14 protein-coding genes are annotated in these 12557 nt (G+C 59.6%); 9 read left to right on the forward strand and 5 right to left on the reverse strand.

What is annotated here, in order from left to right; genetic code table 11:
• Position 1 precedes the first annotated feature (1 nt).
• The 3 genes from rfaC to AFK67_RS20195 are packed head-to-tail and all read left to right on the forward strand — an operon-like array spanning position 2 to position 3205.
• Positions 2 to 1003 carry a lipopolysaccharide heptosyltransferase RfaC gene (gene rfaC / locus AFK67_RS20185; RefSeq protein ID WP_007713607.1) on the forward strand — a complete coding sequence of 334 codons (1002 nt, stop codon included), beginning with the start codon at positions 2 to 4 and terminating at the stop codon, positions 1001 to 1003.
• On the forward strand, positions 996 to 2099 hold the full coding sequence (gene rfaQ, locus AFK67_RS20190) for a putative lipopolysaccharide heptosyltransferase III (RefSeq protein ID WP_007713604.1): 1104 nt from the start codon (positions 996 to 998) through the stop codon (positions 2097 to 2099). Before rfaC ends, rfaQ begins: the two co-directional genes overlap by 8 nt.
• A complete protein-coding gene (locus AFK67_RS20195; protein WP_007713601.1) occupies positions 2096 to 3205 on the forward strand; it encodes a glycosyltransferase family 4 protein in 1110 nt (369 codons plus the stop codon). Before rfaQ ends, AFK67_RS20195 begins: the two co-directional genes overlap by 4 nt.
• Here AFK67_RS20195 and AFK67_RS20200 read toward each other — a convergent pair.
• Positions 3184 to 4287, reverse strand: coding sequence for a glycosyltransferase family 4 protein (locus AFK67_RS20200; RefSeq protein ID WP_007713599.1), 1104 nt, complete (start codon positions 4285 to 4287; stop codon positions 3184 to 3186). The genes AFK67_RS20195 and AFK67_RS20200 overlap by 22 nt on opposite strands.
• A 316-nt stretch (positions 4288 to 4603) precedes the next feature.
• On the opposite strand from AFK67_RS20200, the gene AFK67_RS20205 reads away from it, so the two are divergent.
• From AFK67_RS20205 to coaD, 4 genes are all read left to right on the forward strand, one after another.
• Positions 4604 to 5587: a glycosyltransferase gene (locus tag AFK67_RS20205; RefSeq protein ID WP_038884719.1), complete on the forward strand. Its 984-nt coding sequence runs from the start codon at positions 4604 to 4606 to the stop codon at positions 5585 to 5587.
• Positions 5588 to 5880: 293 nt separating this feature from the next.
• Entirely contained in the window at positions 5881 to 7155 is a 1275-nt protein-coding gene (waaA, locus tag AFK67_RS20210; RefSeq protein WP_007713591.1) for a lipid IV(A) 3-deoxy-D-manno-octulosonic acid transferase, read from the forward strand.
• Positions 7155 to 7922, forward strand: coding sequence for a glycosyltransferase family 2 protein (locus tag AFK67_RS20215; RefSeq protein WP_007713588.1), 768 nt, complete (start codon positions 7155 to 7157; stop codon positions 7920 to 7922). The genes waaA and AFK67_RS20215 overlap by 1 nt, the downstream gene beginning before the upstream one ends.
• Before the next feature lie 4 nt (positions 7923 to 7926).
• Positions 7927 to 8406: a pantetheine-phosphate adenylyltransferase gene (gene coaD / locus AFK67_RS20220; protein ID WP_007713585.1), complete on the forward strand. Its 480-nt coding sequence runs from the start codon at positions 7927 to 7929 to the stop codon at positions 8404 to 8406.
• On the opposite strand, the gene mutM is transcribed toward coaD, so the two are convergent.
• From mutM to radC, 4 genes are all read right to left on the reverse strand, one after another.
• On the reverse strand, positions 8407 to 9216 hold the full coding sequence (gene mutM / locus AFK67_RS20225) for a bifunctional DNA-formamidopyrimidine glycosylase/DNA-(apurinic or apyrimidinic site) lyase (RefSeq protein ID WP_007713582.1): 810 nt from the start codon (positions 9214 to 9216) through the stop codon (positions 8407 to 8409).
• A 104-nt stretch (positions 9217 to 9320) separates the two neighbouring features.
• Positions 9321 to 9488 (reverse strand): 50S ribosomal protein L33, encoded by a 168-nt coding sequence (gene rpmG / locus AFK67_RS20230; RefSeq protein WP_003024094.1) that lies wholly within the window; start codon positions 9486 to 9488, stop codon positions 9321 to 9323.
• A gap of 20 nt (positions 9489 to 9508) precedes the next feature.
• Positions 9509 to 9745: a 50S ribosomal protein L28 gene (gene rpmB, locus AFK67_RS20235; protein WP_004388471.1), complete on the reverse strand. Its 237-nt coding sequence runs from the start codon at positions 9743 to 9745 to the stop codon at positions 9509 to 9511.
• Positions 9746 to 9959: 214 nt separating this feature from the next.
• Entirely contained in the window at positions 9960 to 10613 is a 654-nt protein-coding gene (radC, locus tag AFK67_RS20240) for a RadC family protein (RefSeq protein WP_032966575.1), read from the reverse strand.
• A gap of 182 nt (positions 10614 to 10795) precedes the next feature.
• On the opposite strand from radC, the gene coaBC reads away from it, so the two are divergent.
• Both coaBC and dut read left to right on the forward strand, forming a co-directional pair.
• On the forward strand, positions 10796 to 12007 hold the full coding sequence (gene coaBC / locus AFK67_RS20245) for a bifunctional phosphopantothenoylcysteine decarboxylase/phosphopantothenate--cysteine ligase CoaBC (protein ID WP_038884724.1): 1212 nt from the start codon (positions 10796 to 10798) through the stop codon (positions 12005 to 12007).
• Complete coding sequence (gene dut / locus AFK67_RS20250; RefSeq protein ID WP_007713572.1) at positions 11985 to 12443, forward strand: dUTP diphosphatase; 459 nt, start codon at positions 11985 to 11987, stop codon at positions 12441 to 12443. The genes coaBC and dut overlap by 23 nt, the downstream gene beginning before the upstream one ends.
• Positions 12444 to 12557: the final 114 nt, after the last annotated feature.

Raw genomic sequence — 12557 nt, forward strand, 5'->3', positions numbered from 1 at the left:
GATGCGGGTGCTTGTTGTGAAAACGTCCTCGATGGGCGACGTGCTCCATACGCTGCCCGCGTTAACCGACGCGATGCAGGCGATGCCGGATATTCGTTTCGACTGGGTGGTGGAAGAAGGGTTCGCGCAGATCCCGTCATGGCACCCGGCCGTTGAGCGCGTGCTGCCGGTCGCTATTCGCCGCTGGCGCAAGGCGTGGTTCTCCGCGCCGGTCAGCGCCGAGCGCCGCGCTTTTCGTGACGCCCTGCGTGCGGTGAAGTATGACGCGGTTATCGACGCGCAGGGGCTGGTTAAAAGCGCGGCCCTGGTAACGCGCCTGGCGCGCGGCATAAAGCACGGGATGGACTGGCAGACGGCGCGCGAACCGCTCGCCAGCCTCTTCTACAACCGCCGCCACCCTGTCGCGAAAGCGCAGCACGCCGTGGAGCGCACCCGCGAGCTGTTCGCCAAAAGCCTCGGCTACGTTAAACCCACCGCGCAGGGCGATTACGCTATTGCGCAGCATTTTTTGCATCAGCCTGCGGAGGATGCCGGACGTTACGTCGTGTTCCTGCACGCCACCACGCGCGATGATAAACACTGGCCGGAAGCGCACTGGCGCGAGCTTATCGCGCTGATGGGCGAGACAGGCCTGCAAATCCGCCTGCCCTGGGGGGCACCGCATGAAGAAGCGCGCGCCAGAAGGCTCGCCGACGGCGTCGATTATGTCCAGGTGCTCCCGCGCCTGACGCTTGAAGAGGTGGCCCACCAGCTGGCGGGCGCACGGTTTGTCGTGTCGGTGGATACCGGCCTGAGCCACCTGACGGCGGCGCTCGACCGCCCCAATTTCACGCTGTATGGCCCGACCGATCCGGGACTGATTGGCGGGTATGGGAAGAACCAGTTTGTCTGCCGCCCGACAGATTCTCAGGATCTCGCCGCCCTGCCCGCAACGGCCGTTTTCGAACAACTGCGTCCCTGGTTTAACAGGGAAACTTCCGTTTCAGAGAGTGCCCATGCCTGATTTTTTCTCGCCCGAACGACCGCCGAAGCGGGTTCTGATTATTAAGCTGCGCCATCATGGCGACGTGCTACTGACATCTCCCTGCTTCACGGTGATTAAGCAAGCGTACCCGCAGGCCGAAGTGGATGCGCTGGTCTATGACGATACCCAGGCGATGCTCACCAGTCATCCGCATATCGACCAGGTGCACACCATCGGGCGCAACTGGCGTAAGCAGGGGCTACTGAAACAGTTCAGTCTCTACCGCGGCCTGGTGAAAACGCTGAAAGCGCGTCAGTACGACGTGCTGATCAACCTGACCGAACACTGGCACGGCGCCCGCCTGGCGCGCCGGCTGAAGCCGCGTGTTTCCGTCGGCTTTCGTCCTGATAAGCGCAGCGGGCTGGCGCGCCGCCGCTGGGTGAAATCCTTTACCACGCTCTATCCGGCGATTCAGGACAACACCCGCCATATGGTGGAGGTCAACCTCGATGCGCTGCGCCGTATCGGCATTCATCCGGCCACCCGCGACGCCAAACGCACGCTGTTCGTGCCGGGGGACGAAGCGCAGGCGTTTATCCAGGAAAAACTGGCGGCGTTCGGTCTCAAAAGCGGCGAGTACATTCTGGTGCATCCGACGTCGCGCTGGATGTTTAAATCCTGGGATATTCCGGCGCTGGCCGCGACCATCGATACGCTCGCAAGCCGCGGGCTGCCGGTTATCCTCTCCGCCGCGCCGTCGCGCGAAGAAACCGACTATATGGATAAGCTGCGCGCCGCCCTCACCCAACCGGTGTTCGACCTGAGCGGCCAGCTGAATCTTAAACAGCTCGGCGCGCTGATGAAGCACGCGCGGATTTATTTCGGCGTGGATTCTATGCCGATGCATCTGGCGAGCGCCGTCGGCACGCCGACCGTCGCGATTTTCGGGCCGACCGGCGCGATAAAATGGGCGCCGTGGGGCGTTCCGCATCGGGTGATTACCGCAGGCTTCACCTGTCAGCCCTGCGGCAAAGCGGGCTGCGGTGACAGCGGCGTTTCCGACTGTATTACCGCCATTACGCCGCAACAGGTGCTGAGCGCCATCGATACCCTGCTGCTGGAAACGCCCGCATGAAGCTTGCCATCGTCAGGCAGACCTGGAACCCCAACGGCGGCGCAGAACGTTTTGTGTCGCGCGCGCTGAATGTGCTTTCGCAAAGCGGCGAGCTGGATGTCACGTTGATTGCCCGCCAGTGGGAAAGCGGCGCGGGCTGGCAGACGCTGACGGTCGATCCGCCGTTTCGCAACCGTAAGGCGCGCGAGGCGGGCTTTGCCGCGGCGGCGGCCGCGCAATTCCCGGCGTTTGATATTGTACAGAGCCATGAGCGCATCCCCGGCGCGACGATTTTCCGCGCGGGCGACGGCGTCCATGCCGCCTGGCTGGAGCAATACCGGCGCATTCAGTCGCCGCTGGCGCGCTGGGCGCAGTCGTTCAGCGCGTACCATAACTACATTCTTCAGGCGGAGCGCGAGATGTTTATGCATCCCGCGCTTCGTAAAGTGATCTGCAATTCGAAAATGGTGCGTGACGATATTGTCCGCCGCTTCGGCCTTGCGGACCACCAGCTGACCGTGATTTATAACGGCGTCGACACGTCAGTTTTTCATCCGTCAGTACGTGAGCATTCACTACGCGGTGAGCTCAACATTCCTGAAGATGCGCCAGTGCTGGCCTATGTCGGTTCCGGCTTCGCCCGCAAGGGCGTCGCCGTCGCGCTGCAGGCGATTGTCGACCATCCCGCCGTCTGGCTGTTGGTGGCCGGACGCGATAAGCACGCCCGACGCTTCGAGGCGCTGGCGCGCAAGCTCGGCGTGGCGTCACGGGTGAAATTTCTCGGCCCGGTGTCGGACATCAAAACGGTGTACGGCAGCGCCGACGCGCTGATCCTGCCGACGCTGTACGATCCATTCCCGAACGTCTGCGTTGAAGCGCTCGCCTGCGGCCTGCCGCTGTTAACCAGCCACGGCTGCGGTGCGGCGGAATGGGTGCAGGAAGGCGAGAACGGCTGGGTGCGTGACGCACTGGACGCCCCTGGCTACCGCCAGGCGGTCGGCGAATGGCTCGCGGGCCGCGCGGCGGGGAAAGATTACGCCGCGGCGGCGCGCCGAACGGCAGAGCCCTGGACGCTGGAGCGAATGGCCCAGGAGCTCAACGCGCTTTATCGGGAACTACTGGCCTGACGGGCGTTGCGGAACACCTGTTCCATCGCATCCAGCATGCAGTCGCGCGTGAAATGGCTGCACAGGTAATCGTAACCCTGCTGCGCCAGCCGCTCGCGCAGCGCAGCATCGTCATAGAGCCGCACAATCGCGTTTTTCAACGCCTGCGCGTCGCGCTGGCCCACCAGTAACCCGGTCTGGTTATCGATAACCGCATCCGCCGTGCCGCCCGCGTCGGTGGCGATAGTCGCCACGCGCGAGGCGAGCGACTGCAGCACCCCTTGCGGCACGCCTTCCATATCGTGCGACGGGCTCAGGGCGATATCAAACGCCGGGAACCAGGCTTCGGGATCGGCGCGATGCCCTGCCATTACCACGCGCTCCTGCAACCCCAGCGCGATAATTTCCTGCTCCAGCGCGGCGCGATGCGGCCCTTCGCCGACAATCGCCAGACGAATACGCGGGTTATCGATGCTCGCCAGCGCCTGTAATAACACGCTGTGGCCCTTGTTAGGACGTAAATGCGAGACCACGCCCAGCCAGAAATCGCCCTCGCTCAGCCCGCAATGCTGACGCGCCGCGTTTTTATCGCCGGGCTTAAAGCGCGCCGTATCCACCCCGCTGGGAACAGAAGTGCTGTGAGAGAGCGGCACGCCTATCTCTTCAAGCTGATGACGCAGCGCTTCGCCGGTGGTGACCACGTGCGCGCAGGCGGTACCGAAGAGCCAGCGGGTGCCGCGATTGTTACGCGGTTTGCCTGACGCATGGCGCGTGCGCACCAGCGGCGGCGCATGGCGCAGCGTCGCGCAGGCCAGCGCCGCAAGCCAGGTATCGACCGAATTGTGACTATTGATGACATCAATGTGTCCCGCCTCGTGCCTGAGCCAGGCGCGCAGGCGCAGCAGGTTAGCGATTTTTTTACGCTTAATGGGCAAATTGACGACCGTCAGGCCCGCCGCCCGCGCCAGCGCGTTGAGCGGCACCTCTTCAGGACAGACAATCGTGACCTGATGCCCGCGCGCCTGCATGCCGAGAGATTCGTTAATAATACGCAGCGGCTGACCACCTTTCCCGCCGTCCGCTTCGGTATGAACGATGTGCATAATCTTCCTGTTATTGACCGGCCTGTCCGGCGCTGACAAGTATACCTTTGGCTCAATGCAGGCTTCGCGATTTTTATCCCGCCGTATAAGCACGGTTGCGCATCCTGGTTTCGCCATCACTGGCAGGCACCTTACACAACACGCAAAGGTAATGCATCCGCAAACAGACGCGCGGCGGTGGCTTTCTTTACCACTTCATAGATAATAAGCGGCAACTGGAGCAACACGCAGGCGACGGTCGCCCTGAGCGGCGCGGTAAGCCATTACGTCAGGTGACGCGGTTTGCCTGTACGACCCGGTATCCAACGGAGAAAGCATGTCTGATACCCCTCTTCTGAGTATTATTGTCGCGGTTTATAACGGCGAGAAGTTTCTTAGCGCCTTTTTTGACAGCATTAAAAGCCAGCAACTGGAAAGCGTTGAGCTTATCGTCGTGGACGACGGGTCGACCGACCGCTCCGCAGAAATCACCGAAAGCTACCGCGCACAGTTCCCCCGTTTTCAGCATGTAAAGCAGGAAAACCAGGGCGTCTCCGCGGCCCGCAACACCGGCCTTGCGCTGGCGCAAGGGAAATATCTGGCGTTTCCGGATATCGATGACGTCATCTACCCAACGCTTTATCCGCGTCTGCTGGACATCGCCACGCGGAATGATCTTGATGTCGCGACCTGCAACGGCACCTATATCTATGACGACGGCCGCCCGGCGAAGAAAATTTTCCCCTCGGATCGCCTTTCTTCAACCGGCGTCCTGGATGGCCCTACCTGGCTGCAAATGGCGCTGAGCTCGCGTAAATTCCTGCATGTGACGTGGCTTAATATCTATCGCCACGAATTGATTAAACGCCACGGTTTTCGCTTCGAGCATGGCCTGCGTCACCAGGATATCCCCTGGACCACTGAAGTGCTGCTGACGGCGCAGCGGGTGCAATACATCGACGAAACGTTGTATGACTACCTGATCCATTCGGCCTCGGTATCGCACACGCCAGGCACGGACGACACGCGTATGCGCTCGGCTCGCCACTACATGAAGATTCTGGAGATGCTGAACGCGATTAATGAGCGCTACCCGGAGCAAGTGAAGCGTGTGCCGGCGTGCCACTGGCAAATCGCCAAAGAAGGGCTTGGGATCCTGCACAGCATCAACAATATTGAAAACCCGCAGAAGCAGCGCGAAATCACCCGGGAGCTTTTCGAGCGTGGCATCTGGGAGATGATCTGGAAAAACGCGCGCGGCTTTAAGCAGCGCTGGCGTCTTGGCCGCCGCTACTTCCGGCTTAAAAAAATCGCGGGCTAAACACCGGAGCGCAGACGACATGGTGCCGTTTGCGCGGTTATCACCAGGGCAACATTCAGAGCCTTTCGGAACGTATGACTTATATTCCGGATGCGATAAAACAGGCCATACTCTGATCTCGCCTGCGTTGTATCCTGACGCTGCGGGCGGTGGCCGCCGCCCGCTTCTTCCTCTTTTCGCTTACCGGTATACTTCCGGCAGGCAAAACGCGTCGGCTAACGCCAAAACAATAGCTTTAGCCGGGCTAAATGCTTAGAATTTGCCCGCCGATAATGAAAATAACGGATATTAGCTTGGAATCGTTGTATACCGCTCTGCTCTACCTGATACAGCCTTTTGTCTGGGTGCGGCTTCTGCTGCGCAGCCGTAAAGCCCCTGCCTATCGCAAACGATGGGGGGAGCGCTACGGCTTTTGTCAGGGAAAAGTGCTGCCGGACGGTATCCTGCTGCACTCGGTATCAGTAGGCGAAACCCTGGCCGCGATCCCGCTGGTGCGCGCGCTGCGCCACCGCTATCCTTCGCTGCCGATCACCGTGACCACGATGACGCCGACGGGCTCTGAGCGCGTCCAGTCCGCTTTCGGCAAAGATGTGCATCACGTCTACCTGCCTTACGATTTGCCCTGCGCCATGAATCGTTTCCTGGAAACCGTGCGCCCGAAGCTGGTTATCGTCATGGAAACCGAGCTGTGGCCGAACATGATTTCCGCGCTGCATCAGCGCAAAATCCCGCTGGTTATCGCGAATGCGCGGCTTTCCGAGCGTTCCGCCAAAGGCTATCAGAAGCTCGGCGGGTTTATGCGCCGTCTGCTGTCGCAAATCACGCTGATCGCCGCGCAAAATGACGAAGATGCCAGCCGCTTTACTGCGCTTGGCCTTAAGCGCAATCAGCTGGCCGTGACTGGCAGCCTGAAGTTCGATATCTCCGTCACGCCAGAGCTGGCGGCTCGCGCGATAACGCTGCGCCGCCAGTGGGCGCCCCGCCGCCAGGTCTGGATCGCGACCAGCACCCACGACGGCGAAGAAACCGTTATTCTGCAGGCGCACCGGGCGCTTCTGGAAACATTCCCCGATTTACTGCTGATTCTGGTGCCGCGTCACCCGGAGCGTTTTAAAGACGCGCGCGATATGGTGCAGAAGGCAGGCTTTAGCTTCACGCTGCGCAGCACCGGCGAAATTCCGTCCGGCAGTACCCAGGTCGTGATTGGCGACACGATGGGCGAGCTGATGCTGCTGTACGGCATCGCCGATCTCGCGTTTGTCGGCGGCAGCCTTGTCGAGCGCGGCGGCCATAACCCGCTGGAGCCCGCCGCTCACGCCATTCCGGTGCTGATGGGCCCGCATACGTTTAATTTCAAAGATATCTGCGCGAAATTGCAGGAAGCCGACGGGCTTATCACGGTCACCGGTGCCGATTCGCTGGTCAAAGAGATCTCCACGCTGCTGACCGACGAAGATTATCGTCTCTGGTATGGCCGTCATGCGGTAGAAGTGCTGCACCAGAATCAGGGCGCGCTACAACGCCTGTTGCAGTTGCTGCAGCCGTACCTTCCACAGCGGAGCCACTGATGCGCGCGCGTCTCTCGGTGGTGATGATCGCCAAAAACGCGGCGGCGTTGCTGCCGGATTGCCTTGCGTCTGTCGCCTTTGCCGACGAAATCGTGGTGCTGGATTCCGGCAGCAGCGATGAGACCGTCGCCGTCGCCACGGCGGCGGGCGCAAAAGTGTTCGTCGATACCGACTGGCAGGGCTACGGCATTCAGCGCCAGCGGGCCCAGCAGCACGCCAGCGGCGATTACATTCTGATGATCGATACCGATGAGCGCGTGACGCCAGAATTGGCGCAGGCGATCCGTCAGGTGCTGGCGAACCCCGACCCGCAGGCGGTTTACAGCATTGCCCGCCGTAATCTGTTTCTGGGCCGCTTTATGCGCCACAGCGGCTGGTATCCGGACCGCGTCACCCGCCTCTATGCCCGCGAGCGCTATCGCTATAATGATAATCAGGTGCATGAATCGCTCGACGCGCCGGGAGCTCGTGTCGTCCCTCTGCAGGGCGATCTGCTGCACCTGACCTGCCGGGATTTCGCCGGTTTCCAGCGCAAGCAGTTAAGCTACGCCACCGCCTGGGCGCAGGAGCGTCATCAGAAAGGCAAAAAGGTGTCAGTGGCGGGGATTTTCGGGCATACGCTCGCCGCGTTCTGTAAGACGCTCATACTGCGCGCAGGCATGCTGGATGGACGTCAGGGCTGGTTACTGGCGGTGGTTAACGCCCAGTATACCTTCAACAAATATACCGAACTGTGGGCGCTGAACCGCGGCTATACGGAAAAGTAACGCTATGACCACTCGCGCGATTTATCCAGGTACGTTCGATCCGATAACTAACGGCCATCTCGATATCATTACCCGTGCGGCGCGCATGTTTGATGAGCTGATCCTGGCGGTCGCCGCCAGCCCGCATAAAAAAACGATGTTTTCGCTGGATGAGCGCGTGGCGCTGGCGCAGCAGGCGGCGGCACATTTGCCGAACGTCAGCGTGACCGGTTTTAGCGATCTGATGGCGAACTTCGCCCAGACTCAGCAGGCGAACGTTCTGGTGCGCGGCCTGCGCACCGCCGGCGATTTCGAGTACGAAATGCAGCTGGCGCATATGAATCGCCATCTGATGCCGTCGCTTGAAAGCGTGTTTTTGATGCCGTCGAAAGAGTGGTCGTTTATCTCGTCAAGTCTGGTGAAGGAAGTGGCTCGCCACCAGGGCGATGTCTCCCACTTCCTGCCTGCGCATGTTCACCAGGCGCTGCTGGAAAAGCTGCGCTAATCACTTCTGACAGCGTCGGCACCAGTAGGTGCGGCGCTGAGCATGTTTCCCTGCCTGAATCGGCGCGCCGCAGACCCGGCACGGTTCGCCTTCACGCCCGTACACCTGCAGCTGCTGCGCAAAATAGCCCGGCTTGCCGTCGCTTTGCAGGAAATCGCGCAGCGTCGTGCCACCCTGCTCAATCGATCGCAACAGCACCGCTTTGATCGCCTGCGCCAGCAGTTCACACTCGTTTTCCGACAGCGACGAGGCCAGCCGATCGGGGTGGATCCCGGCGGCAAACAGCGACTCGCTGGCGTAGATATTACCGACGCCCACCACCAGCTTGTTATCCATCAGCCAGGGCTTAATCGCGACCTTCTTCTTCACGCATTTTTGATGGAGATACGCGCCGTTAAACGCCTCGCTAAGCGGCTCCGGCCCCAGATGCGCCAGCACATTGTGCCCTTCCAGCTCGCGCGTCCACAGCCAGGCGCCGAAGCGGCGGGGATCGGTGTAGCGCAGCACTTTGCCATTGCTCATCACCAGGTCGACGTGGTCGTGCTTCTCGGCCGGACGCTCTTCCGGGAGGATACGCAGGCTGCCGGACATCCCAAGATGGATGATTATCCAGCCGTCCGGCAGCTCCAGCAGAAGATATTTGGCGCGACGCTGCACGCTGATCACGGGTTTGTCGCTTAACGCATGGATTTCATCGGAAACCGGCCAGCGCAGGCGGCTGTTGCGCACAACGGCGTGCAGTATGGTTTCGCCAACCAGATGCGGTTCAATCCCGCGACGGCTGGTTTCCACCTCAGGTAATTCAGGCATAGCGTCTCTCGCGTGAGTTAATGGGAGCACTAAGGATATGGGGACGGCGCAGAAAACAAAAAACCCCGCCGAAGCGGGGTTTTTGTACAAATCGGACTAAAATCTTATTTGATTTTAGCTTCTTTGTAGAGAACGTGCTGACGGACAACCGGATCGAATTTCTTCAGTTCCAGTTTTTCCGGCTTAGTACGTTTGTTCTTCGTGGTGGTATAGAAGTGACCAGTACCAGCAGAAGAAACCAGCTTGATTTTCTCGCGAATACCTTTAGCCATGATTTATTTCCTCTAAGTACTTAGTACTTTTCGCCACGGGCACGCAGTTCAGAAAGAACTACATCGATGCCTTTTTTATCAATTACACGCATACCTTTAGCAGATACGCGCAGAGTAACGAAACGCTTTTCGCTCTCAACCCAGAAACGGTGAGAGTGCAGGTTCGGCAGAAAACGGCGTTTAGTCGCGTTCAGTGCGTGGGAACGGTTGTTACCGGTCACCGGACGCTTGCCAGTTACTTGGCAGACTCGGGACATGTCTATTCTCCAAAAATCAAATTAGCTCGAGCTTCGTATAGGGTGTTAGCAGCCTCGTCAGGCCTGATGGCCCAGTCTGGCGGTTCAATGGAACTCGCATTGCCAGGCCCACATGCCAAACCCGAGATTCTCAAAGGTGGCGTAGTATACGCTGCCGGGACCGTCTGCTCAAGTCCCGAACAGATAAAGATCGCTAAGGATCGCCACGTCTGGCTTATATCCACCCACGTTCGGCGAAAGAAACGTATTCTCCACGTCCAATAACCAGATGGTCAAGCACCCTAATATCGACCAGCTGACAACTTTTCACGATACGCTCAGTGACCAGTTTATCCGCCCGGCTGGGCTCGGCATGCCCGGAAGGGTGGTTATGCGCCAGAATAATCCCGGCGGCATTGAGCCGCACCGCCTCGCGAACGATTTCGCGCGGGTGCACTTCGACATGGCTGAGCGTGCCGGTAAACAACGTGTTTTGCCTGATGATACAGTTTTGATTATCCAGAAAGATCACCAAAAAGACTTCGCGCTCCAGCGCTGAAAGCTGGCTTTGCAGAAACTCGCGCGTAATTGTCGGGCTCAGCAGCGCGGTCTCTTCGCAAGGGCGTGAGCGATAGTAGCGACGCGCCAGTTCCCCGATGGCTTTAAGCTGCGCATATTTGGCCATGCCGACGCCGCCGACATCCCGAAATGGCCTGATATCCGCCGAAAGCAGCGCGTAAAGAGAGCCAAAATGCGCCAGCAGCCGTTTTGCCAGACGCATGACATCCGTGCCTGGCGTTCCTGTACGCAGGAAAATCGCCAGCAATTCTTCATCGCTTAAATCCGCCGCGCCATATCGCATGAGCTTCTCCCGCGGCCCGTTGTCCATTTTCACTATCGTCTTCCCTGTTCTGTGTCGCGCCGCCATTATCCGCTGGCGGCCAGGCGCTGACGACAGCGCGTGTCGATCGCTGCGCGACGTCTCGCAAAGTTTAAATTTCATACGGCCACGCAGTTTTTCGGATTGTGATAAAATGCCCGCTTTCCAGAAAGCGACAGGAAGAGAAGAGAATGGGGCTTGCCGGTAAAAAAATCGTTTTGGGCGTAAGCGGCGGGATTGCGGCGTATAAAACGCCGGAACTGGTGCGACGTCTGCGCGAGCGGGGCGCAGAAGTGCGCGTTGCCATGACCGAGGCGGCAAAAGCGTTTATCACGCCGCTGAGCCTGCAGGCCGTCTCCGGCTTCCCTGTGTCAGACAGCCTGCTCGACCCGGCCGCCGAAGCCGCCATGGGCCATATTGAGCTCGGCAAATGGGCCGATTTAGTTATCCTGGCGCCCGCCACGGCAGATCTCATCGCGCGCGTCGCGGCGGGGATGGCCAATGACCTGGTCACAACGATCTGCCTCGCGACGCCCTCGCCTGTCGCCGTCGTACCCGCCATGAATCAGCAGATGTACCGTAACGTCGCGACGCAGCACAATATTGAGCTACTCGCCGCGCGCGGCCTGCATATCTGGGGGCCGGACAGCGGCAGCCAGGCCTGCGGCGATGTCGGCCCTGGCCGCATGCTCGATCCGCTGGAGATTGTTGAGCTCGCCGTTAACCACTTCGCGCCTGTCAACGATCTGCAACATCTCAACATCATGATTACCGCGGGCCCGACCCGTGAGCGCCTTGATCCCGTGCGCTACATTACTAACGACAGCTCAGGTAAAATGGGCTTCGCCGTGGCGGCAGCGGCCAGCGCGCGCGGCGCGCGCGTCACGCTGGTGGCGGGGCCGGTCGCCTTGCCGACGCCTGCGGGTGTCGAGCGTATTGATGTCGAAAGCGCGCTGGAGATGGAAGCCGCTGTTCAGCAACGCGCGCAGCAACAACATATTTTTATTGGCTGCGCGGCCGTGGCGGATTACCGCGCCGAAACGATTTCCAGCGAAAAAATAAAAAAACAGGGTGACGAACTCACGCTGAAAATGGTGAAAAATCCCGATATTGCCGCAGGCGTCGCGGCGCTTGTGGAAAATCGCCCTTATGTTGTCGGGTTTGCTGCCGAAACAAATAATGTGGAAGAATACGCGCGGCAAAAACGCCTGCGTAAAAACCTTGATCTGATTTGCGCCAACGATGTGTCGCTAGCTGGTCAGGGATTTAACAGCGATACCAACGCTTTGCATCTTTTCTGGCAGGAGGGAGATAAGGTCTTACCGCTTGAGCGGAAGGCGCTCCTTGGCCAACGTTTACTGGACGAGATTGTTACCCGTTATGATGAAAAAAATCGACGTTAAGATTCTGGACCCGCGCGTGGGCGAGCAATTCCCGCTGCCGACGTATGCCACCTCTGGCTCAGCAGGCCTCGATCTGCGCGCCTGCCTGGACGCGTCCGTTGAACTGGCGCCGGGTGCGACCACGCTCCTGCCAACCGGTCTGGCGATTCATATCGCTGACCCAACGCTCGCCGCCGTTATTCTGCCTCGCTCAGGCCTCGGCCATAAGCATGGCGTCGTGCTGGGTAACCTGGTCGGGCTTATTGATTCCGATTACCAGGGCCAGTTGATGGTTTCCGTCTGGAACCGTGGTCAGCAGAGCTTTACGATTGAGCCTGGCGAGCGCATCGCGCAGATGGTTTTTGTGCCGGTGGTGCAGGCAGAGTTTAATCTGGTGGAAGAATTTACCGCTACCGATCGCGGCGAAGGCGGCTTCGGCCATTCCGGGCGTAAATAAACCCGCCCGCGTAACCGCGCATTCCTTAAGTAAAATAAAGCGAACCATTTTCCGCAGGCGAGAGCCTGCGGACGCTTTGTGGATGCTCGCCTGGCAAGTGTTTATTTTTCAGGG

This window comes from Cronobacter dublinensis subsp. dublinensis LMG 23823, assembly GCF_001277235.1.
Lineage (GTDB): Bacteria > Pseudomonadota > Gammaproteobacteria > Enterobacterales > Enterobacteriaceae > Cronobacter > Cronobacter dublinensis.